Genomic DNA, 21,864 nt, shown 5'->3' on the forward strand with positions numbered 1-21,864 from the left:
ATTAACCAACGCCCCCTTAAAGTACTTAACTGGCAAACACCTTACCAAGTGATGCTGACTAATTTGTCAAAAAATTCGGATCAAATTTGCAATCTACCTAATAAATTAAAACAGTAGCAGTTTTTCACAGTAAAAAAGACAAATGATTCGCCGAGCATTTGAATCATTTGTCTCTCTTTATTAATCAGAATTCAAGTTAAACAACTTCTACACACCGACAACTACAGTTCCGGAAACCAAATTTTGATTTCACGTTCAGCTGCCGCAGGACTGTCAGAGCTGTGAACGACATTACGAATGGCACCGTCTTCCCAAGCGCGACCATAGTCACCACGAATGGTTCCTAGTTCCGCTTCATCGGGATTCGTCTTACCAGCCATTTGGTGGAAAGCATCAACAATATGCGTGCCAGTCGCTACGATTGCGACAATCGGACCAGACTGCATATAATCAGTAATCTCAGAAAAGTAAGGTTTGTCGACCTTGTCTGAATAATGCGCCCGCAATTGCGCATCAGTTGCCTTCTGGAACACTTTTAATGCGCTAATCTGATATTGCTTACGCTCCAATCGGTCGATAACATCCCCGATATGTCCGTTTGCTACACCATCTGGTTTAACTAGGATCAATGTTCGTTCTTCTGCCATCACACTCATCGCCCTTCGCATTTTTATGTACAAATCCAGTATATTTCACTTCATGAACAAACCCAATAAGAATTAAAAAATATTTTTTTAGACAGTTTTAACGTTTTTTTGTTTATTTTGTATTTGAATGATGTTATTATTTATTCCACAATCAAAACAATTACTGTCATCTTCTTAAACAAAGTGGAGGGGGTCAAAATGAAATTAGCAATTATCGGCGCCACTGGCAAGTCTGGTAACATGATTTTAAATGAAGCGCTATTACGGCATCTAGATGTAACGGCAATCGTTCGTTCACCCGAAAAGCTGTCTGCTAACGTCCCAATTATTCAGCGAGATGCTTTCAGTATTACTGCTGAAGATTTGGCACCATTTGACGTGATCATCAGCGCGTTTGGTAACGTTGCTGGCGAAACCCGTGAGGCTCACGTGGATATCGTAAAACACTACCTTGAAATTCTAAAGAATTCGCACAAACGGATTTTATTGGTTGGGGCTGCTAGCTACCTTTATACCGATGAAAAGCGCACTAAAAAACTTTACGACACGTTATGGATGCGCACAGCCGGTTTACGTTCTGGTTCTCTTGTCCTAGAACGTGCATATCTCACAATGAAAGAAAATGCTGTTGGTTTTGACTGGACTTTCATTGCACCAGCAGTTAATTATGAAGCGAGTGGCCCACGAACTGGCCATTATCAAATTGGCAGTGACGTAGTACTCAATAATGCAGCAGGTAAATCAGTGATTTCATACGCTGACCTTGCCGTTGCCTTGATGGACGAAGTGGAACGGCCCAAACATTTAAATATGCTGGCCGCTGTCGCAAACTAATTTTCATAATAAATTTGATGATTCACTGAAAGAAGGATAATTATGTCAACACAACCGGAAACTATTTTAGTCACTGGCGGCACAGGATTTGTCGGTGCATGGGCCATCGTTCGTTTGCTAGAACAAGGCTATAATGTTAAAACAACAATTCGTAACTTAAAGAAAGTCAACATGGTGCGTGACGCAGTCGCCAGCCAGGTTGACCCTGGTGAGCGGTTAACGTTCGTTCAAGCAGATTTGACCAGTGACGCTGGCTGGACTGAGGCCATGGCTGGCGTTGACCGCGTGCTGCACGTGGCTTCCCCCATGCATACAGATGACTCCGCGGATATCGAAACCTTCTTGAAACCACAACGTGAAGGTGACGAACGTGTACTTCGTTTTGCCGCCGCTGCTAATGTCAAACATGTTGTCATTACTTCTGCAGCCGCTGCTGCCAAACCATCAGACGATAGTAGAGCAGACTCCGATGAAACCGTTTGGACTCAGCCAAATGACCCTGTTCAAAACCCTTATCAGCGTTCAAAGGCCATTGCTGAAAAAGCTGCCTGGGCTTGGATGGAGAATTACAACGGTGACATGAAATTATCTACCGTGTTACCAACGGCCGTTTTTGGTCCCGTCCTCATGCCACAAAATGACAGTTCCCAAATTTTAATTGAACAAATGATCAAGGGACATGTCCCTGGCGCACTCAAAATCAACTTTGATATCGTGGATGTTCGCGATCTTGTTGACCTTGAAATTCTCGCTATGAAGAGCGATAAATCCGGTGGGCAACGGTATTTAGCCGCCGCTGGCAGTATGTCCATGCATGACATTGCTGAAACCCTAAAAGAACATCTCGGCGACCATGGTAAAAAGATCCACACATTGACGATTCCCAATTGGGTGCTGTCAGCAATTGCCCGTTTCAACGCTAATGTAGCTGTCTTTGTTGGTTTACTCGGCCGTAAATTTCACTACACGTCTGCCAAGGCAGAAAATGATCTCGGTTGGCGTCCACGCAATCCGCATACCACCATCACAGATTCTGCGGACCGCATGGTGACTCTACATTTGGTGGATTAACGAAAAATAAATGGACGAATTCATTTATACGTCAAAAAGAAAACCAACTTTCTCAAAAATAAAGAGGAAGTTGGTTTTCTTTTATCATATTTATTTACCTTATCGAAGTGCAATAACAATCCCATGAATAATGGCAGGAACAAACCAGTATAGAAACCCGCCAATTGGGAAAATCATCCACCAGTAGTGAGCCACGAAATCCCAAAAGCTTCTTTGATGATGTTTATCCGTTACAACGATTTTTTCTTGAAAGGTCGTATCCCCTTTAATTAAGCTGTCCAAGCTAACACTAAACAAATCGCTAATCTGAATTAACCGTTCGATATCCGGATACGCGGTTCCTAACTCCCATTTAGAGATGGCCTGACGACTAACATGCAATGTATCTGCTAACTGCGTTTGAGTCCAATCACGCCGTTCCCGTTCCTCTTTAATTCGCTGCCCCAGCATCATAATAATCGCTCCCCCTTTCGTTAACTATATTGTGAATGGTTAACGAAAAAGATGCACGATATACCTCCGAGCATGGCCAGCAACTAACGGTTGCATTCCCGTGATAGCAAGGTTTATGAACGTTCGTAATCTCATGTCAAACACAAATAGAAGCGTGTCTAGTAATTAGTTGTTAGCATCGTAATTTGGATTTAAGTCACCTGTATTATCACGATCATAGGCTTTATTATACTGACTTGAGGTATTCGTATCGTGACCCCAGGTCGATTTTGTATCTGCTGTTTCGCCAAAATCGGCGGCAGGCACATAGGCTTCCATGCCAGCTGGTACTTCTTCACCAAAACGCGGACCCGTTGTAGCAGCGCTCATTTCAAGTCCCTTACGTAACTTGTTTGTGACACGCTGCTTTTCCGTTTGAGGCAAGATTTCAAAACTCTGCCCGGCAATGTCATCACTCACACCCTGAACGTGATCTGAAACAACGTGTTTGGTGGCAGTTTTGTACGATTTAGCTAATTCCATTAAGTCACTCAGGGATAAATCTGTCCGTGATTGACTCGCCAAGGAATTAATAAATTGGTCATTCAACAGATTATTTAACTTACTCCCCTTTTTCAACAGTGCTTGAATGACAATCCGTTGTCGCAACGTCCGACCGTAGTCGCTTTCTGGATCCTGATAACGCATCCGCGTAAACTTCAAGGCCTGCGAGCCGTTCACGTGAATTTGTTTGCCCTTAGTAAAGTGTTGTTTTTCATACGTGAATGTCAGTGGTGGCACAATGTCGACGCCACCAACTTCATTGACCAGTTTTTCCATGCCTCCCATATTCAGCAAGCCATAATAATCGACTGGCACGTTAAACATATTTTGCACAGTCGCAATCGTGCTTTTCGTTTGACCAAAATAGTACGCGGCGTTGATCTTCGTTGGAAATTGATCCTCATGACCGCTAACCACCGCCAGCGAATCACGTGGAATGCTCATCATGGTCGTCGTTTGCGTCTTGGGATTAATGGTCACCAACATCATTGAATCCGTGCGACCACCGGCCCACACTTTTGAATCACGGCCTAGGGCGCCAACGTCTGTGCCCAATAACAAGATTGAAATCGGTTTTTGTTGCTTGATTAACTGGCTCACATTTCGGCTCTTCTTAATCCCCGATGCACTGTACATTTTACTTGTTGACCGTTCCACGCTACTAAACACGTGATAACCGTACCCACCCACGCTGAGCGCAATCACGGCAACGACTGCCAGAATGATGTTTCGTGTGCGGTGCTTCGATTGATGACGCTTCATGCGGTTGTCTTGTGATTCACTGTCCATAAATGGTTCCCCCCTGAGTAAATTGTGCCGTTACTAAACTGCTTATGAGTGTACGCAATTTTCCCAGAATTTAGGGGCGGTTAAGTTTTTATTGCGCTAATTTTAAGTTCAGTGATAGTTCTTAACTTTTTATTAAGGGCCTCGCGAAAATCAAACAAAAACACACTAACTGGTTAAACAGTTGGTGCGCAAACGAACTTAGAAATTTAATTAACGGTGCACGATTTCCTGCATGACATCATATTCATCCGGTTCAACATTGCCGGCATAGTTTGGTGTCGCAATGGAAATACCGCCATCGCGATTTTTAAACGCATAAAGGTCACCAGCAGTATCGATCTCGCTACTTTCCCCCGACTTCAATCCTTCGATATGAATACGCGTGTTCACCTTGACTGTCCGAACGGCATTATTGCTAGCGCCGAACACACGAATTGGCGTCGTCGGAATTTCTTCATACATCACGTTGTAAACAGCAGGTTGACTGCCGTCTGGGCCACGCCACGTAAATGTCGCAGTCCCAGCACCCGACTGATTGTTAAATGACAAATCTAGTGATGCCGGGACGTTCGCGCCACGATATTGAAACGAACTCACCGCATTCATCGATTCTGTCGAAACGGAGTACGGACCGACCGCAGTCGTGGTGTCATTATTTTTGCTGGATGAACTATCATCATTCATCATACTGGAGTGGTCACTCATCATCCCCGAATGCCGTGACATCATTGATGTGTGGCGTCCAGATGTTGAGTTGGACGATGCCGCATCCTCTGAGTCACTGCGTTTGGTAGAACTCGTTGATGAGGAAGCATTACTAGCAGTACTTCCGTTCTCGGAACCACCATTCATCGCCTTGCCAACAAAGTAGCCACCGACTGTGACCAAAATCACCACCAGTGCAATAAGCCACCATTTTGAATTCGATCTTTGATGTTGCTGACGCTGCATAATAACCCCTCCCCCGAGTTGTATCAATTACAACCCTAGAATACGGGATGACGTAGCATCTGTCTAGTGAAATTAATGTCTACGCTACCTTCGTCAAACGGTGAGAAATGACCAAAAGATGTTAATCTTACCCAATCGCAGGCTTAACTTCCAAAAATGCCCCTTGCTTCGGTTCTTCGCTCGTAATCAAACGGACAACGCCAGCGGCCGCTTCTTCGGCAGTCTGCATAAAGTCGGCCTGCAGGTTGCCGTTCAAGTCAGTGGAAACCGGTCCCGGATGGACGCTGAAGATTTCAACGGGTGTATCGGTTGTTTCAAACGAAGTGGCTAAGGAAGTTGTCATCACATTTTGAGCGCCTTTACTCGTTTGATAGGCAAACGGATTAAACAATTTGTTCGGTGTCGTAGGAATCGTGATGTTGGCAACTTGCCCGTGGTTTTGTTTTAACAGTGGAAACAGTGCCTGGGTTAATTCGAACGTTCCGAAAAAGTTGACTTCCATTGTCTCTCGTACATCAGCCATCGAGGTCTCAATGCCTGCGGCTCTCATGTCGCCGGGAATACCAGCGTTGTTAACAAGTAACTGTAACTCATGATAATTTTCAGTAATTGTTTTAGCGGCTGCCTGAATTGTTTGCGTATTGCTGAGATCTAACTCAACGAATTGTGGTTCTTCTAAACCCGCCGCACGTAATTGGTCAACAGCTTCTTGCCCACGCTTTGCATCGCGTGACCCAATAATAACCTGCCATCCTTGTTCACCTAATTGCTTAGCAATTTCAAAACCCAATCCCTTGTTACCACCTGTGACAAATGCCTGTTTCATTTGTTATACCTCCGTGTAAGATGCCGATTATTTGTATGCTTGGGTAAAATTGATGTCGGCACTAACTCAGTTCATGAAGCTCAAATTCACGTCGGGCCCACGCCATTCATCTCATTTACAAAAGCAATTATAACGAGTCTGTGTAATAGTTTAATCTGTTAGTTTATACTAGTATATAAACTAACAACTAAGGAGGCTTGAGAGATGACAACAACCAGGCAACAGGAACTGGCGGATTTCTTAGTGACGCGCCGGCAACGTTTGCAACCCGACCAGGTTGGTCTGCCCACTATTGGTCGCCGTCGAACACCCGGATTACGGCGGGAAGAAGTTGCTGCACTAGCCGGCATCAGCCTAACGTGGTATACATGGCTGGAACAGGGACGCGATATTCATATTTCAGATCAAGTCGTCGCCAGTTTAGCTAACGCGCTCAAACTCACGGAAAGTGAAACTAACCACCTTTATACGTTAGCTGGCGTTGCTCAACCAGATACAACTGCACCCTTTACCGAAACCATTAACCCAATGCTACAACGTACTATTGACAGTTGGCCGCTATCTGGCGTTATCGTTATTGATCGACGGTGGAATTTTGTTGCCGTTAATCAATTAGCAGATGTGTTTGCTACTCAAGTGGTTGGTCACCCATTGGTGCATGAAAACCTATTGCGCGAAATGTTTACCGATGATGCGTTTGCTCGGGTAATTACTAACTGGCCAATTGTTGCCCATAATATGGTTGGCCGCTTCCGCCAAATGTATGCTAGCCAAACGGATGACCAGGATTTAGCCGCTTTCGTAGCCGCTCTTCGTCATGACAGCGCAATATTTAGTCAACTATGGACGCAACATGATATCGTGCCTGAAGCTGAACGCGGTAAAACAATGATCTTCCCAGATACCGGAGAGGTTCATTTTGATGAAACAAACTTCATCGTCGGTGACAACACTGACTTACACATGTATGTGTTCACACCTTCTCTCGAAGATAATACATTAGATAAAATCATGGGGATTTTGAATCACACCAATCCCCAACAGTTGCAACGCTTCAAGGCATCGTTAAGTCCCCTACTAGAAAAACTTTCAAATGAATAATTTGCTGACGAAGCTGCATACAAGAAAGTGATGGTCCTTCACGTGACCATCACTTTTTTTGCTTTTATTCAAAAACGATCTCTTTCATCAACGATGAACTAATCACCCACTGTCACTTTAATGCCAATAATGCCGATCAGCAGTAGTGCGACGAAAAACCACGTCGCTAATGGAATCTTATCCCCAAAGAAAAAAACACCAACGATAATGGAACCGACAGCACCAACACCTGTCCAAATCGGATAGGCCAAACTAAGTGGCAAACTCTTCGTGGCCCGTGCCAGCAACAAGAAGCTGATGATCATCCCCACTACCGTCGCCACCGTGTAGTTCATTTTGGTCAAGCCGTTGCTCAATTTCATCGCCGTCGCCCACACAACTTCAAACACTCCTGCAATCATTAACTCAATCCATGCCATATTCAAATCCTCCTGATTTCCTCGTGAAAACAAAAAGAGTGCGATTGCTGATTTCTCTATAGCCTGTCGAAATCAGTAATTGCACTCTGTGCCCACCCGGCGGTGGTTTGAATTCATTAAATTTGTACGCTTAATATAGCACGTTTGCGGTAACTGGGCAAACTGACTAAAGGAGATCTGGCTAATCGCGTTATTTCTATCAAGAACACTCCCAAAATATTATTCATTTAATCTTCGCGAAAATATACATGGTCACTCCAGTCACACCAACGAAAACAAAATAAATGCTAAAAACATCAAACGCTCCTTTATTTCCAATTAACTTCTATCAATAAACGTTCACGACTTAATTATTATCTATGAAATTCTTAGCATCCAAACTAAATAACATTGCATTATTTATCCTTGAGTTTGTCCATCAACGGTTTGAACTGATCCATAAACTGATGAATATCTCGAACCCTCTCTTCATTGAGCGCCGAAATTCTTTTTAGAAAAACATTGCCTTTACTATCTACGATAGGTTCAAACTCGACATTTTCTGGCACATTTAATTCTTCGGGAAGGGTCAAAGTAATTGAATTGCCGACCTTTCTGCTTTTAATGATCATTTCGTACCTTCCATACTGACTCAGATGTTTTGTTAATCTATCTTCAGGCAATTTTTAACCGTTAAATAAATGCCAACACCGTGAAGTTAATGACAAAGAGTAATGACACAATCCAGATCAATGGATGGACCGTCTTTGCCTTACCCATTACGGTCTTAATCAAACAATAGAAAATGAATCCTGCTGCAATCCCATAGGTGATGTTATAAGCAAAGGCCATCATCAATGACGTCATGAAAGCTGGAATTGCTTCTTCTAAATCGCCCCATGGAATCTTATTGAATGAACTCATCATCATGATGCCAACTAAAATCAGTGATGGCGCAATTGCGGCTGTAGGAATAATTGACAGTAAGGGAGAAAGAACGGAACTAGCCAAGAAGAGAATGGCAATGACAACACTTGTTAAACCAGTGCGACCACCAGCACCAATTCCAGCTGAACTTTCAACGTACGTCGTAATGTTAGATGTACCGAACAGTGAGCCAACCCCCGTTGCAATCGAATCAGCGAACAATGCCTTATCCAGTTTGGACTTAAAACCTGGTTCGGCTTCCAAACGTAATTCTTCTTCACCTGAGAAAATACCGGTTTGACGGCCAGTTCCAATAAAGGTACCCAGTGAATCAAAAATATCAGACAAGCTAAACGACAGAATGGTCATTAACACTAAAATAATGCGGTGACTGTCAGAAAATAACGATCCCATTCCTTGTGACGAAAATGCTGCTAAGAAAGTTGTTCCTAACTGTTTGACCGACGCTCCAAAAGTAAAGGCACTAGACAAGTGTAAGTTGGTGACACCCATTGGAATGCCGATAATCGTTGTTGCAAAGATACCAATCAATAGAGCACCTGGAACTTTGCGAACTTTCAATAAAACTGTAATGACTAAGCCAATCAATGCTAATACGATGCTGGCATTATTGAAGTTTTGTAATGCTGGTACGATGCCGCCCCCAGTCACAACTGTCTCAATGCCGTGGTGAAATGTTTCTTGTGTTCCGGAAAATACTTTATTGTTAATCGATAAAATATTGCCAGCGTCTGAAGTGAACTTTAAAAAACCAGCGTTTTTCAAACCCGCATAAGCAATAAAGGCGCCAATCCCACCGCTAATTGCCAATTGTAGGTTCATCGGAATTGCTGAAATCAACATCTTCCGAATTTTGGTCACAGTAATCAAAATATTAATGATGCCACAGAAGAAAACTAACGCTAACGCGGCCTGCCATTTGAAGCCTAAACTCATAACAACGGTATACGTGAAGAAAGCATTGAGCCCCATCCCTGGCGCTAGCGCATAAGGCACGTTTGCAACAAGTCCCATAACTAATGTTCCGGCAACAGAAGCAATAATCGTTGCCAAGAACACAGCTTGAACAGGCATTCCAGTTTGTCCAAGAATCTGAGGGTTAACAAACAGGATATATGACATGGCGAAAAACGTTGTCAAACCTGCACCAATTTCTGTACTGACTGTGGTTCCTGCCTTTTTTAATCCGAATAACCGTTCCACTATGTCACCCCATCATAAATATTTTTATAAATACGAATTATTAAACCGTTTATTGTTTGATTTGTTCGTATTCAATATAGACATCGTACTCATTGCAAAATCAAAATGCAATCTCTTTTTGTCCTTTTAACAGCCAATTATAATGTTTCACGCAAGAAAAGGGATTCTGTTTTATTTGCGGCTTAAATCTTCAACAAAGTTCGTGTTTTGCATCACTTCATGTCAAAAAAATTTTGTCATCTTTGTTTTTTCCATACCAATAAAATTAATCCAGCCGTTACCTCATTCTTTTCGGCGAATTTGTAGTTTGACCATTTTCAGGACTTAACATTGTTGTTTACGAATCAAAAGTGTTATGTTATTATCAACATATGAATAAAATGACATATTTAAAGCGACTCTATTGGCCTTCAGATTAAGTTGTTCAATACGTTGCTCGATTGAGGAGAAAGAATATGCAAAATAACGCTGATTCAAACATGCTTGTTCGTCGAAGCATTCACACGGAGCACTTTTCAACCGGCTGGATGGCATTTGAATTCCTAGTCGGTCTTTATTCCGGTATTACGGCACATTCAATATTATTAATTGCATTTGGATTGGACAGTTTTTTAGAAATTATTTCAGGTAGCACACTGATTTGGCGTTTACGTAAAGAAGCAAATGGCGCAAGTCAGAGCGAAATTAATCACGCTGAACGTCGCTCCTCACTAATCGTTGGCTCGGTTCTCCTGCTATTATCTGTCTATGTCATTGGCGTTTCACTGTTCAATTTAGTCACACACCAGGCCGCAGACCAAAGCTTTTCCGGCATTGCGATCGCCATTGCGTCCGTTATCTTGATGCCATTTCTAACTATACGCAAACGCACGTTAGGTAAATCACTTCATTCAGATGCCTTAGTGGAAGATGGTATGTGCAATATCACCTGTGCTTATATGGCTGCTACTGTATTAGTCGGCGGTGTTTTAACCGCACTATTCGGTTGGTGGTGGGCCGACTCTGTGGCAGCACTTGTGCTGGTTTACTTTATCGCCAGTGAAGGCTGGGAATCTTTCCAAACAGGTCGCGGTAAGGACTAACAAAGAACTTCTGTAAAATAACAAAACGGCAGGTTTGACGATTGCGTTTGTCACAATTTGAATATTTTCATTTTTAAGTCGTACCTTTGAATGACTTCAGACGTTTACGCAAGTAACTCAACATGCTAGACTCAACATATGAAATGAAAGGAATCGCTATGACAAACTCCAACAAACCGAACTTGATCGATTCATTTCATTTAAGTGAATCGACGCGTATCTTTAAATTGCTCAGCAACCCCTCACGTTTGCAAATTTTATACGTCTTGGAACAACAGGAATTAAACGTTAATGACTTGAGCACGTTGCTTAACTTAGAACAATCGGTCGTTTCGCATCAGCTTGCGCTGCTTCGAAAGCACCAGTTGGTCACAGCTAAACGTGTTGGGAAGGCGAATTATTATCGGCTAGACGATCCTCACATTCTTGACATCGTCACGGAGACCCTTGAACATGCGGACCATGTAGTTCGTGGTAAAAAGCACAATGAGTGACACACTGTCGTCACGACTAATAATGCTGTCAGCCTTCTACTTCGTCATTTAAAAGAGGTTCGTTATGATTCAACCCATCAATAAAAACATCAATAGTTTAAAAAAAGTCTCCCGACTAGCAACACCTGCTGACCAACAAATCGTTGCTGACCTTGTCGACACGCTGCGGGCCCACCAAGACAATTGTGTTGGCATGGCGGCAAATATGATTGGGCAGACAAAACGCATCATTGCTTACCAACTCGGGCCAATGCTGGTACCGATGATTAATCCAGTGATTACTCAAAAACAAAATGTTTATCAGACTACCGAAGGCTGTTTGTCCTTATCAGGTCAACGGCCGACAACCCGTTATCGCAACATTACCGTCCGCTACCAAACAACTGATTGGCAAACAAAAACGGCGTCATTCTCCGATTTCACTGCGCAGATTATTCAACATGAAATCGATCATTGCGACGGAATTTTAATTTAATGACTAACTTACAAAATAGGATCAATATCCGGACAATTATGTTCGAATATTGATCCTATTTTATATTGATCACTGATTTCGCCAACAATGGCTCTAAGTGTTTGTATTAAATCGACTTAGCGACAGAGCGTTGATACCATGATCATCAGTGACAAAGCACCGTTAACATCCGTACTCAAAACCGGCGAAAATCAAATACTGCAATAAATAAAAAATAAAAGTGTTGACGAATACAGTAAACACATTTAATATACGTTTATTGATTGAGGTGATAATATGCTTTCAAATTACTCGCAACAAGAGTTGGCACAAGGTTGGCATCGTCAAGCAGACACTTTTTACTGTAACTACTGCGATGCCAAATTTGAAGCCGACCAAGTTTATCAAGTTAATGATCATTTTTTTGCTGCTGCAGCGGCAATTGAGCAACACATTCAAAACGTTCATCAAGGAAATGCGTACCAACTAATCCATGATGATTCAAAATACAATCAATTAACAGAGAAGCAACAAGACTTACTAACCGCGTTTGCGACTGGTCAAAAAGATGCTGATATTGCACGAGACATGAATGTTTCGGCTTCTACGATTCGCCATCAAAAATTTACGTTTCGAGAGAAAGCCAAACAAGCCAAGCAATATCTGGCTATGTACCACAACGTCTTTGAAATTAATCATGATCAATCAGACACGCTCATTCCCATTCCTGGTCACGTTGCCAGACCGGATGACCGATTCGCAATTACCAACGCTGAATGGCAGAACACTGTCGCGGAATATTTATCCGAAACAAATGGACAGCTAACTTTAAAGCGTTTGCCACGTAAACAAAAGCGAATCGTGGTCGTTCTCGACCGCATCACACAAAGTTTGCCAGCTGATGGTGAATGGGATGAGTTACAAATTACTGCAATTTTAAAGAAAATCAGCGATGACCCCGTAACATTGCGCCGCTATCTCATTGAATACGGCTTTATGGATCGTACTCGAGATGGCTCACGTTACTGGATTGTCAAGGACTGATTTTCCCGCTCAAATTAATCGAGGAAATTAACATGACTTACAAATCAATTTCAATCAACCCCAAGTTTGACCAAACAGATGGCCGTAGTACCGGCACCCATGCTATTGATACGGCAACTTATGGTGACAAACTTGGTTCTCGTCCTACGACTGGCGAACTCATGGTGCAACTCAATCAGGATGACGTACAAACCATCCCCGCAACGCGCATTTTAGACTTAGCGCTACTGATTCTCAGCACCAACGCCTACTTTATGGAGGCCGCCTACAAAATGGACGATCTTTACGACCCGGATCACCTTGCGATCATCAAGCATGCGTTACAAGGGACCGGGTTCGAAATCAATGTTGATGCCAATAACGAAACCATTGCACACGACATCCAATTTTTCTATGACCAACTACAAAGTGACGGCGAGTTGTACGGTGAACGTTACCGCCTACTTGCTGGGGAATTGAAAAAATTGGGGTATTAAGAGCAGAGTGTTGCACAACTTCAGGTTGAATCCGAGCAATAAGAAGTTGGACGAAACAGTCGGTGATTTTCCGAATGATTTGGCCTACAGCTTATGCACAGGATTCAGAAGTTGGGTGCACGTTTACGAAAGTGTTGCCAGAGCTCGGTAAGGTGCGAGCAATAAACAACACAAAAAATAAGGAGTTAGAACCATGAGTACCACATTACAAAAACAGCGCACCGACTATTCCACCGTGGAACAAGCGATGATCTGGCGGAAACCGGCTTCTCACGTAACTAGTGAACAAGAGCGGCGTATTGCCAATACCATTACTGCCACCTGGCAAATGCCGGAAATGCGCATTACAAATTTACTATTGGAAGGTGACGCCGGATCCGGTAAAACGCAACTGGCCAAAGCCCTTTCCGCTGATTTACAGCTGCCCTACACAAAGATTACTTGTTTTGCTGACATGGATAAATCCGATATTCTCGGTTCACTGCTGCCTGTTTTGGACGAAGATTCCGAACTACAAACCATCTTTGATGAGAGTCAGTCACAAACAGAAGTTATTTCACGTTTGGCTGACCACTTGAAGTTGTCTGAGCAGGACGCGAAGGCCTATCTACAACGCTATCAAGATAGCCATCAATCCGTTAGCTATCGTTTTTATCCTTCCGAAATCGTTAAGGCCGTTCAAAACGGTTACTTGCTAGAAATCCAAGAACCAACCGTCATTCGTGACGCGTCTGTCTTGGTTGCATTGAACTCGGTTCTGGAACCTAACGGAACGTTGGAAACCTTACAAGGTCGAATTCAACGACATCCTGACACGGTCGTGGTGTTAACAACTAACCGAAACTATCAAGGTAACCGACCACTAAACGAATCTTTGCGGGACCGGATGCAGTATTCTGAAAAAATGGACTTACCAACCATTCCGGTCATGGTTGCCCGTGCTTCCGCAAAAAGCGGTCTGCATAACGAAAAATTGCTGACCGTGATGGCCAACATTATTCGCTTACTTGATGAAACGGCAAAAGCAAACGGTATTCACGGTGTCGCTGGAATGCGAAGTTACCTTTATTGGTCCGCCAGTGCTGCGTTTACGGATATTCTTAAATCGTTTGATCAGATGGTCCTCTATAAGGTCACGACGGATGAACTCGAGATTGACCTATTGAAACAGGCAATTATAGATGCCGGTCTTTGGGATCAACTCGTCAGTCTGGTCACCCAATCGGCAGTCAAACGGACCATTCCTGCAGTTACACCACAAAAAGACGTTAAGCCGTCGGTCAGTGAACCGACCACGTCTGCTGTTGCGGACCAGAATAAGCCCGAACAAGATTCAGAAGCTGATAAACAAACTGTCTCACCAGACAATGAAAAGTCGCTAGACACTAAGAGTGAAGATGATAACGTCCAACCAGATGGCGATAAGGTCACAGCCGAAGATGCCAAGCGTGACACTAGCCTCGACGTAACCAGTACGACTGGTACTGAGCAACAAGTGGAAAGTTTTCACGAAGGCGAAACACTTTCGATGCCAATAATAGATACTGAAGCCGCCAAACAAACGCGAAAAGCGTTGAATCAATCTGCCCGTGAAAGCCTGCAAAACACTATTCATGCACATGAAGGCCTCATTGTTCATGTCCCTAAGATCACGCCCGCTGATGTTAAGATTGCTAATAAAAGCCTGCAATCCAACCATCTCATTACTGATCAACTAGTGCAGCAGATGCGTGAAATCCTACAGAACGAACACGCTAGCGATGTCGTTAAAGGTAAAGTGTTTGGACAACAATTCGATGCTAGTAAAGTTGTTAATCAAGATTTCGGTTACTTCACAAAAAAGCGGACTCCTGACGAAGACCCATCACTGGCGATTGCCGTTCGTGTTGATCAATCTGCTTCAATGGTTGAGGACGATCGCATCAAGCATGAACAAACAGCAATCTTTGCCCTCACCGCCTTTTGTCGAGATCTAAATATTCCGCTGACCATTAATGGCGATACGGCAGATGTTAGTGAACGTGAACGCACTTCCATCTATGCTTATAAAGAATTTGACGAAGATTATGATACCGCCCTGCTACGTTTGACGACCATCAAAGCGTTGAATAACAATCGTGATGGCAGCACCCTCAAAATTCTGGCGGACAAACTTGCCGCACGAACTGAGCAAACAAAACTGCTTATCAACCTTAGCGATGGTCAGCCAAAAGCCATGCCTAACTATACGGGTGATTTAGCCAAGAATGATTTGCAACATGTCGTTCATGAAGCTGAACGCGAAGGCATTGTCGTGCTCTCCGCCGCCCTTGGTGATGACGCTGAGACGTTGAAAGGCATTTATGGTAACCAACGCTTTCTCGATTTTACAGACCTTAACAAACTAGCCACCAATTTGGTGCACGTCGTTATGAGGTTCGTATGATCGTGATGCCGAGGCCAGCAGAAAAAAGGAACAAAGGAGGAACTCATGAATCCCAAACGAAGACAAGAACTGTTGGATCAATATGCGAAAATTGAAATCGATTATGGTGTGATTCAACTGAAAAATAAAGCGAACGGTAAAATATACATTGCCGCTGTGCCCAACCTCAAAAATCGGTGGTCCTTTTACCAACAAAATTTAAACAATGGTAGCTTTCCCAATCCAGACTTGTTAGCCGACTGGCGAAAGTATGGCGCAGAGAACTTTGAGTTTAGCGAATTGTATCGAAAGAATGCCACTGACGTGTTAAACATGCGGTATACACTCAAAGAGCTTAAGAAAGAATGGCTGACAAAATTACAACCATTTGGCGACCACGGATATAACCAGCCCATGAAAGAATTGTAATCACACAAAAAGGTGAAATCTGACATTACGTTTACCAAACGTAGCGTTAGATTTCACCTTTTTGTGATTGTGCCACTTTCCTTGATCATAGAGGTTGCCATCCCGTTTCCTAACACTAATCGCCACTTGATCAAGGCAACTTAAATTTTCAACGTTTGCGCATTGATCGCCACGACCACTGTACTGAACCCCATGAGCAACGCACCAACGGCCGGGCTGAGAATTATGCCGACAAATGCTAGAATCCCTGCGGCCAACGGAATGGCGAAGATGTTATAACCGGCCCCGAACCATAAGTTTTGGACCATCTTCCGTGTTGTGTTGTGCGCTAAATCGAGAAAGTTCAAGATATCGGACGGATCGCTTCGAACCAGCACGATGTCGGCAGAATCAACGGCAACGTCTGTGCCAGCGCCAATTGCAATGCCAATATCCGCGCGAACCAGACTCGGTGCATCATTGACACCATCGCCAACCATTGCAACAACTAATCCTTGATCCTGATACTGTTTGACAATACCTTCCTTATCTTCTGGCTTCAGTTCACCATGCACGTCCTCGTCAGGAATTCCCAGACGATTGGCAATCAGTCCGGCAACCTGTTTGTTATCACCTGTCAGCATAACTGGACGAATGCCGCGAGCCTTTAAGCCATCGATCAAGGCCTTTGAGCTTTCCTTCAATTGATCACCTTGAGCAACCCATACTAACAAACGATTGTCGCTGATCAAGAAACTCACCGTGTTCCCCTGCAAAGACAGTTCGTTAAATTTGCTCTGATCATAATCGATCTTGTTTTCATTCACAAAGCGTTCGTTCACAATTGCGACATGATGGCCCTGATACTCACCTTCAATCCCCGTTCCAGGCAAGTTATTGATATTGTCTATAGGGACACTCGCTTTGTGTCGGGTATTGAGTTCTTTAATAATACCAACCGACAGCGGATGTGAGGAGCCAGCTTCTAGACCACCCATAATAGCCAGAACACTGTCGGCATCGTAGTCTGGTGTGAAGCTTTCAACATCCGAAACTGCGAAGTTGCCTTCTGTTAGCGTACCTGTTTTATCCATCATCACTACGTTTAGCCGCCTTGCATCCTCTAACGCTTGCCGTTTGCGCGTCAATAATCCGTTCTTAGCCCCAATAGATGTGGAACGCGCCACAACCAATGGAATAGCGAGACCCAGTGCGTGCGGACAGGCGATAACCAGAATTGTCACCATTCGTTCTAACGCAAAATTAAAGTTCTTGTTGACGATCCACCAAAGGATAAATGCAGTTATGGCAACGCCAACAGCCACATAGACAAGCCACCCGGCGACACGATCAGCGACACCTTCAGCGTTGGACTTTTCTTTTTGCGCATTATTTACCAATTGCATAACTTGGGACAGATATCCTGACTCTCCAGTCCCGGTAACCTTCACTCGGATGACGCCGGCGCCATTTGTCGAGCCCCCAATAACCTCGTCGCCAACGTCTTTCGCGACGTCACGCGCTTCACCAGTGACCATCGCTTCATTAACCGACGTTTGCCCATCGACAATCGTGCCATCAGTCGGAATATTCTCGCCAGCCTTAACTAGCACTGTTTGACCAACCTGAACTTCTGACAATGGCACGTCGTTTGTGGTGCCGTCAGTATTCATTAGTGTTGCATCATTTGGTAACAGTGCGGCCATTTTCTGCAAGGCGTTACCTGCAGACATCACGGCATTCATTTCAATGACGTGCCCCAACAACATAATGTCAATCAGTGTGGCTAATTCCCAGAAGAAATCCATAACGTTTGTGTCACCGACAAACGTATTCATGATAAACGCATAAATGCTGTAGAAATAGGAAACGGAAATCCCAATTGCAATCAATGTCATCATTTCCGGATGACGATCCTTTAGTTCAGCACGTGCACCACGAAGGAATGGTGCGCCACCGTAAAAATATATAAACGACGCTAGAATTACCAGTAACCATTCTGATCCAGGAAAGGCGAGTCCTGGATAGAAACGATTCAACAATACGGGTGACAAAATTACAACCGGAATTGAGACAACTAATGACACCCAAAATTTTTGCGTAATGTTGCCCATATGCATCATCTCACCGCCGTGCTGCATCAGGTCACTGTCATTATTCATATCCATTGACGCATGACTATCCTTATTCATATTTTTCATGCGGCTGCCTTCTCTCTTTCGATTCAACCGATCACGTGCTCGTTTAGCACAAAGATTGAGTCTAAAACATTTCCATGCACCAATTATTTACGCTTAATTATAATCAGTTCGTGATATTTGCGCTAACAAAGGTGCCCAGCGAGAAACGGTCATCGTCATTTTTAAACTAACAAATCGTAAGTTTTCTGTTTTAATCCCATTCGAGGACATCAAAAGGCCAACCCCAATTGCAGAGCCGGCCTCACCATCGAAATCATTAAATTTTAATCATCCATCGCTGCACTAAACGGCCGGCCTAAAAACTCGTGCTTGTCTCCGTCATTCACCTGACGTAATACATGGCAAGGATTCCCGACTGCGACAACGTTTGCCGGCAAATCGCGAGTAACAACGCTACCAGCACCGATAATCGTATTATCACCGACCGTCACACCAGGTAACACAATACTCTGTGCACCTATCCAAACGTTATTGCCAATGTTAATCGGTAAAGCATATTGCAACGCGGATGGTTTTTTACGTAATTCTGGATCCACGATGTGACCCGCCGTATACAAACCAACATTAGGTGCAATTAAAACATCATTACCGATATTAATCACATTAGAGTCTAAAAACGTGCAGCCCATATTTACCTTTAAATTGTCGCCTGCATTTATATTGACGCCATAGTCACAGTGAAACGGTGAATCGATGTAAAAGTCTTTGCCAATACTCCCAAACAAATGACGAATAATCTGTTCTCGCGATTTCAAATTGGCAGGATCAGTGTCGTTAAACGACTTCACCTCTCGACGTGTTTGTAACCTAATTCCCAATAACTCATCTGTCTGTCGAAAAGCTTTGCCTGCTAGCATCCTTTTGCCAGCTTCCGGCCACGTAACTTTTTCCATGATCTCTCTTCTTTCACGTTGCATACTTTTCTTTTGACCATTTACGCTTAAAGAAAAGGACAATCATTCAGAAATTCACTGAATCATTGCCCTCTTATCAATCGAATTTAAAATGACACATTAAAAAAATAAAAATGAATCTAGCCTTACACAAACTTTAGAGCATAATCATCCATTTTAAGAACGCGATGCGTAATAAGGGAACATGCGCCAAGTAATGTTGCATGCTGTGAATCCTTTGCTAGCCGAATGCGGGTGCGATTCCGAGAAATTAGTTGATATTTCTGACGAATTTGTTCAAGCAATGACGGTAATTCGTCAATTAACGGTGAATTAATGAAGATTGCTTCTGGATCAAACTCACTGGCTACGTTGAAAATAATCTTGGCAATGGCAGTCGTAAATTCATCCAGAATTTTCTTAATATCATTATCGCCACTACGAAATAGATCCACTAAGTCATCTCGCTGTAAGCTTGGATCCTCTTTAACGCCCTGAGCAAAACCAATAATGGCATCTTCAGAGCAGAAATCTTCCACTTTACGAAAATTGTCTAACATCCCTACATTTGCATCCATCATAATGCTTCGTCCAATTTCACCGGCCTCACCATTTAAACCGCGATAAAGCTGACTGTCAATAATGATCCCGGCACCAATCCCTTTATGGATGCTGACAGTGATTGTATTTAGATACAGGCCCGCTTCATTGAAGTCACGCTCGTAAATAGCAGATAAATTAGCCTCGTTTTCCATCATAACAGGCACTTGAAATTCACCAGTAAGACTTCGAACGATATTTTCATCCTTCATATCGATAAACGGTGCATGCACAACGTGTTCAAAAGTTGTCACTCACAAATAGTCATGGTGTAACTTTGTCAGTCTTAACACTGGGTACTACTTTATATGAAATCAATGTTCCTGATGCTGAAGACCAGCCACACAATCTGATTTTAAACTACCCACATAGTGAAGACTATCTAGCCAATCCATTCTACGTTTGCATGGCAATTGGACGCACGGCGGGTCGAATCTCAAAAGGACAATTTTCAATCAATGGTCGGCCTGTCACAGTACCAACCAATGAGGGGCACAACAACTTGCACGGAGGGCCTCATGGATTTAATACAGTCATTTGGGATGGCCAATTTGATTACTCCGCCACGACCCCTACCATTGCCATGCATCATAAGTTCACTTCACAAGACGACGGTTTCCCCGGCGATTCAGATGTTACAATTCATTACGCACTAACGGATGACAACCGTGTCAAAATAAGCTTCACTGGTCAATCTGATCAATTTACACCGTTCAATCCAACTGTTCACACCTATTTCAATCTTGGTGATCAAAATTCGATTGAAGAACATGTTCTTCAAATCAACAGTACTCAGCGATTAGTTTTAAACTCTGAAAAGCTCCCAACTGGTGAATTTGAAGATTTAACCAACACGCCTTACGATTTTGAAAAGCCAACACCACTTAAGGCGGCAATCAATGGTCTTCAGTCAATCCCTGAACGTGGACTAGATGATGTCTACAAAGTAGAACCAACGCGTAATGACCAAGTCATTGCGACATTGACAGATCCTAAAACCCACCGATCAGTAACTCTTCATTCAGCAAGGAACGGACTGGTTGTCTTTACTGCCAATAGTTTTACTCATGAAAACGTGAACTTCAAACGAACAGGCGGGTATGGCAGTCCTTATCTTGGCGTTGCTCTGGAGGCTCAGGCACTGCCAGACAGCATGAACCACCCACAGTTTGGCGATGTGATGCTGACGCCCGGAAAACCGCAGACGCACGAAATCACTTATCAATTATCTTTCTAAGATTAGCGTTTTAATCAATTTAAATCATCAGAATACAAAACGCACACCGAGCATCCTATTACAGGAAAAATTCGGTGTGCGTTTCTTCATCCACATTCAATTTATTTATCGAAAAATTGATTAGTCAATCGCTTCGATTTTGCCAACCGCAATTGGCAAAGTTACATGCGCATCATAGGGTCCAACAACGCCGGCCACTGTCTCAGGCAAGACCAGGCTTTCAGGAACACCATGAACATAAACAACCCGCTTGTCTAGCTGTAAATCAGTCGTTCCAAACGCCGATTTAAACTGCTGTTGCAATTCGTCAAGCGGAACCGTCTTTTCGTAAACGAAATGACCCTCACCATCTGATACGGGATATGTATCGTTTGGAATTGCCATCTTTTCCGGTGCAGCATCAAACGGCACCATTGTTGTCCCAGATACTGGTTCCGTCTCAGGTAAGTCTACAAAGCCATCACCATTGGCATCCTGTGCCGCTGTCGCAATGGTTGCTTCCTTGCCCTCTGGAAAACCGTGGAAATGTTCCCAATGCTGTGTATTTGCGGGTGTATCAAACATTTCAATTTTGATTGTCAATGTGCTTTCATCCTCAGTAAATTGAGCAGTTCCATGAGGATTGGAACCTATCTTTTCCGCGTTTAATGACACAATTTTTGCTTCATAATGTTTTGACATATTTATCCGTCCTCCGATAATAATTATGGTTTGCTAGAACACCCTTATTATTAAAATAATTTGTGCATAATTAAATTGATCCATATCAAGAAAAACGGCTTTTATAAAAAAATGTATCTGCCAATT

23 protein-coding genes are annotated in these 21,864 nt (G+C 43.3%); 11 read left to right on the plus strand and 12 right to left on the minus strand.

The genetic code is table 11. The annotated features are described in order from the left end of the window. Positions 1-221: 221 nt before the first annotated feature. Positions 222-647 carry a nucleoside-diphosphate kinase gene (locus tag GB993_RS08670; RefSeq protein ID WP_161003956.1) on the minus strand — a complete coding sequence of 142 codons (426 nt, stop codon included), beginning with the start codon at positions 645-647 and terminating at the stop codon, positions 222-224. A 198-nt stretch (positions 648-845) separates the two neighbouring features. Between GB993_RS08670 and GB993_RS08675 the strand changes: the two genes are divergently transcribed. Together GB993_RS08675 and GB993_RS08680 are read left to right on the plus strand one after the other, a co-directional pair. After that, entirely contained in the window at positions 846-1,481 is a 636-nt protein-coding gene (locus GB993_RS08675) for an NAD(P)-dependent oxidoreductase (RefSeq protein ID WP_161003957.1), read from the plus strand. 42 nt (positions 1,482-1,523) lie between these two features. Continuing rightward, on the plus strand, positions 1,524-2,552 hold the full coding sequence (locus GB993_RS08680; RefSeq protein WP_161003958.1) for an NAD-dependent epimerase/dehydratase family protein: 1,029 nt from the start codon (positions 1,524-1,526) through the stop codon (positions 2,550-2,552). A gap of 99 nt (positions 2,553-2,651) precedes the next feature. On the opposite strand, the gene GB993_RS08685 is transcribed toward GB993_RS08680, so the two are convergent. The 4 genes from GB993_RS08685 to GB993_RS08700 form a co-directional block, all read right to left on the minus strand. Then, positions 2,652-3,005: a helix-turn-helix domain-containing protein gene (locus tag GB993_RS08685; RefSeq protein ID WP_161003959.1), complete on the minus strand. Its 354-nt coding sequence runs from the start codon at positions 3,003-3,005 to the stop codon at positions 2,652-2,654. A gap of 165 nt (positions 3,006-3,170) precedes the next feature. Beyond that, positions 3,171-4,337, minus strand: coding sequence for an LCP family glycopolymer transferase (locus tag GB993_RS08690; RefSeq protein ID WP_161003960.1), 1,167 nt, complete (start codon positions 4,335-4,337; stop codon positions 3,171-3,173). Positions 4,338-4,547: 210 nt separating this feature from the next. Beyond that, on the minus strand, positions 4,548-5,288 hold the full coding sequence (locus GB993_RS08695; protein WP_161003961.1) for a hypothetical protein: 741 nt from the start codon (positions 5,286-5,288) through the stop codon (positions 4,548-4,550). A 127-nt stretch (positions 5,289-5,415) separates the two neighbouring features. Then, positions 5,416-6,114 (minus strand): SDR family NAD(P)-dependent oxidoreductase, encoded by a 699-nt coding sequence (locus GB993_RS08700; protein WP_161003962.1) that lies wholly within the window; start codon positions 6,112-6,114, stop codon positions 5,416-5,418. A gap of 204 nt (positions 6,115-6,318) precedes the next feature. On the opposite strand from GB993_RS08700, the gene GB993_RS08705 reads away from it, so the two are divergent. Then, on the plus strand, positions 6,319-7,215 hold the full coding sequence (locus tag GB993_RS08705; RefSeq protein ID WP_161003963.1) for a helix-turn-helix transcriptional regulator: 897 nt from the start codon (positions 6,319-6,321) through the stop codon (positions 7,213-7,215). A gap of 98 nt (positions 7,216-7,313) precedes the next feature. On the opposite strand, the gene GB993_RS08710 is transcribed toward GB993_RS08705, so the two are convergent. From GB993_RS08710 to GB993_RS08720, 3 genes are all read right to left on the minus strand, one after another. Continuing rightward, positions 7,314-7,634, minus strand: a complete 321-nt coding sequence (locus GB993_RS08710; protein WP_161003964.1) for a DMT family transporter — start codon at positions 7,632-7,634, stop codon at positions 7,314-7,316. Positions 7,635-8,029: 395 nt separating this feature from the next. Then, a complete protein-coding gene (locus GB993_RS08715; RefSeq protein WP_161003965.1) occupies positions 8,030-8,245 on the minus strand; it encodes a hypothetical protein in 216 nt (71 codons plus the stop codon). A 61-nt stretch (positions 8,246-8,306) separates the two neighbouring features. Then, positions 8,307-9,764, minus strand: a complete 1,458-nt coding sequence (locus tag GB993_RS08720) for a solute carrier family 23 protein (RefSeq protein WP_161003966.1) — start codon at positions 9,762-9,764, stop codon at positions 8,307-8,309. A 455-nt stretch (positions 9,765-10,219) separates the two neighbouring features. Between GB993_RS08720 and GB993_RS08725 the strand changes: the two genes are divergently transcribed. From GB993_RS08725 to GB993_RS08755, 7 genes are all read left to right on the plus strand, one after another. Beyond that, positions 10,220-10,846: a cation efflux transmembrane domain-containing protein gene (locus GB993_RS08725; protein WP_161003967.1), complete on the plus strand. Its 627-nt coding sequence runs from the start codon at positions 10,220-10,222 to the stop codon at positions 10,844-10,846. A gap of 158 nt (positions 10,847-11,004) precedes the next feature. After that, positions 11,005-11,340 (plus strand): ArsR/SmtB family transcription factor, encoded by a 336-nt coding sequence (locus GB993_RS08730; protein ID WP_161001992.1) that lies wholly within the window; start codon positions 11,005-11,007, stop codon positions 11,338-11,340. 64 nt (positions 11,341-11,404) lie between these two features. Further along, positions 11,405-11,815, plus strand: a complete 411-nt coding sequence (locus tag GB993_RS08735) for a peptide deformylase (protein ID WP_161003968.1) — start codon at positions 11,405-11,407, stop codon at positions 11,813-11,815. A 276-nt stretch (positions 11,816-12,091) separates the two neighbouring features. After that, positions 12,092-12,838, plus strand: coding sequence for a DUF2087 domain-containing protein (locus tag GB993_RS08740; protein ID WP_161003969.1), 747 nt, complete (start codon positions 12,092-12,094; stop codon positions 12,836-12,838). 32 nt (positions 12,839-12,870) lie between these two features. Then, positions 12,871-13,314 carry a DUF6530 family protein gene (locus tag GB993_RS08745; protein ID WP_161003970.1) on the plus strand — a complete coding sequence of 148 codons (444 nt, stop codon included), beginning with the start codon at positions 12,871-12,873 and terminating at the stop codon, positions 13,312-13,314. A gap of 193 nt (positions 13,315-13,507) precedes the next feature. Continuing rightward, positions 13,508-15,739, plus strand: coding sequence for an AAA family ATPase (locus tag GB993_RS08750; RefSeq protein WP_161003971.1), 2,232 nt, complete (start codon positions 13,508-13,510; stop codon positions 15,737-15,739). Between the two features lie 45 nt (positions 15,740-15,784). Beyond that, positions 15,785-16,147, plus strand: coding sequence for a GIY-YIG nuclease family protein (locus GB993_RS08755; RefSeq protein WP_161003972.1), 363 nt, complete (start codon positions 15,785-15,787; stop codon positions 16,145-16,147). Positions 16,148-16,287: 140 nt separating this feature from the next. Here GB993_RS08755 and GB993_RS08760 read toward each other — a convergent pair whose 3' ends face one another. The 3 genes from GB993_RS08760 to GB993_RS08770 form a co-directional block, all read right to left on the minus strand. Continuing rightward, the gene (locus GB993_RS08760) at positions 16,288-18,327 is read right to left on the minus strand and encodes a heavy metal translocating P-type ATPase (RefSeq protein WP_186337679.1); all 2,040 of its coding nucleotides are present in this window, start codon (positions 18,325-18,327) and stop codon (positions 16,288-16,290) included. Positions 18,328-18,590: 263 nt separating this feature from the next. Further along, on the minus strand, positions 18,591-19,220 hold the full coding sequence (locus tag GB993_RS08765; RefSeq protein WP_161003973.1) for a sugar O-acetyltransferase: 630 nt from the start codon (positions 19,218-19,220) through the stop codon (positions 18,591-18,593). A gap of 146 nt (positions 19,221-19,366) precedes the next feature. Beyond that, positions 19,367-20,074 (minus strand): ROK family protein, encoded by a 708-nt coding sequence (locus tag GB993_RS08770; protein ID WP_161003974.1) that lies wholly within the window; start codon positions 20,072-20,074, stop codon positions 19,367-19,369. A 23-nt stretch (positions 20,075-20,097) separates the two neighbouring features. Between GB993_RS08770 and GB993_RS08775 the strand changes: the two genes are divergently transcribed. Then, positions 20,098-21,057, plus strand: coding sequence for an aldose epimerase family protein (locus tag GB993_RS08775; protein ID WP_238331640.1), 960 nt, complete (start codon positions 20,098-20,100; stop codon positions 21,055-21,057). 120 nt (positions 21,058-21,177) lie between these two features. On the opposite strand, the gene GB993_RS08780 is transcribed toward GB993_RS08775, so the two are convergent. After that, positions 21,178-21,738 (minus strand): hypothetical protein, encoded by a 561-nt coding sequence (locus GB993_RS08780; RefSeq protein WP_161003976.1) that lies wholly within the window; start codon positions 21,736-21,738, stop codon positions 21,178-21,180. Between the last annotated feature and the right edge of the window lie 126 nt (positions 21,739-21,864).

The sequence above is a fragment of the Furfurilactobacillus milii genome, from assembly GCF_009864005.1.
Taxonomy (GTDB): Bacteria; Bacillota; Bacilli; order Lactobacillales; family Lactobacillaceae; genus Furfurilactobacillus; species Furfurilactobacillus rossiae_B.

Excerpts from the sequence above, each read along its gene's own strand:
- GB993_RS08670 (WP_161003956.1), bottom strand. The coding sequence starts at position 647 with ATGGCAGAAGAACGAACATTGATCCTAGTTAAACCAGATGGTGTAGCA.
- GB993_RS08675 (WP_161003957.1), top strand. The coding sequence starts at position 846 with ATGAAATTAGCAATTATCGGCGCCACTGGCAAGTCTGGTAACATGATT.
- GB993_RS08680 (WP_161003958.1), top strand. The coding sequence starts at position 1,524 with ATGTCAACACAACCGGAAACTATTTTAGTCACTGGCGGCACAGGATTT.
- GB993_RS08685 (WP_161003959.1), bottom strand. The coding sequence starts at position 3,005 with ATGATGCTGGGGCAGCGAATTAAAGAGGAACGGGAACGGCGTGATTGG.
- GB993_RS08690 (WP_161003960.1), bottom strand. The coding sequence starts at position 4,337 with ATGGACAGTGAATCACAAGACAACCGCATGAAGCGTCATCAATCGAAG.
- GB993_RS08695 (WP_161003961.1), bottom strand. The coding sequence starts at position 5,288 with ATGCAGCGTCAGCAACATCAAAGATCGAATTCAAAATGGTGGCTTATT.
- GB993_RS08700 (WP_161003962.1), bottom strand. The coding sequence starts at position 6,114 with ATGAAACAGGCATTTGTCACAGGTGGTAACAAGGGATTGGGTTTTGAA.
- GB993_RS08705 (WP_161003963.1), top strand. The coding sequence starts at position 6,319 with ATGACAACAACCAGGCAACAGGAACTGGCGGATTTCTTAGTGACGCGC.
- GB993_RS08710 (WP_161003964.1), bottom strand. The coding sequence starts at position 7,634 with ATGGCATGGATTGAGTTAATGATTGCAGGAGTGTTTGAAGTTGTGTGG.
- GB993_RS08715 (WP_161003965.1), bottom strand. The coding sequence starts at position 8,245 with ATGATCATTAAAAGCAGAAAGGTCGGCAATTCAATTACTTTGACCCTT.
- GB993_RS08725 (WP_161003967.1), top strand. The coding sequence starts at position 10,220 with ATGCAAAATAACGCTGATTCAAACATGCTTGTTCGTCGAAGCATTCAC.
- GB993_RS08730 (WP_161001992.1), top strand. The coding sequence starts at position 11,005 with ATGACAAACTCCAACAAACCGAACTTGATCGATTCATTTCATTTAAGT.
- GB993_RS08735 (WP_161003968.1), top strand. The coding sequence starts at position 11,405 with ATGATTCAACCCATCAATAAAAACATCAATAGTTTAAAAAAAGTCTCC.
- GB993_RS08740 (WP_161003969.1), top strand. The coding sequence starts at position 12,092 with ATGCTTTCAAATTACTCGCAACAAGAGTTGGCACAAGGTTGGCATCGT.
- GB993_RS08745 (WP_161003970.1), top strand. The coding sequence starts at position 12,871 with ATGACTTACAAATCAATTTCAATCAACCCCAAGTTTGACCAAACAGAT.
- GB993_RS08750 (WP_161003971.1), top strand. The coding sequence starts at position 13,508 with ATGAGTACCACATTACAAAAACAGCGCACCGACTATTCCACCGTGGAA.
- GB993_RS08755 (WP_161003972.1), top strand. The coding sequence starts at position 15,785 with ATGAATCCCAAACGAAGACAAGAACTGTTGGATCAATATGCGAAAATT.
- GB993_RS08760 (WP_186337679.1), bottom strand. The coding sequence starts at position 18,327 with ATGAAAAATATGAATAAGGATAGTCATGCGTCAATGGATATGAATAAT.
- GB993_RS08765 (WP_161003973.1), bottom strand. The coding sequence starts at position 19,220 with ATGGAAAAAGTTACGTGGCCGGAAGCTGGCAAAAGGATGCTAGCAGGC.
- GB993_RS08780 (WP_161003976.1), bottom strand. The coding sequence starts at position 21,738 with ATGTCAAAACATTATGAAGCAAAAATTGTGTCATTAAACGCGGAAAAG.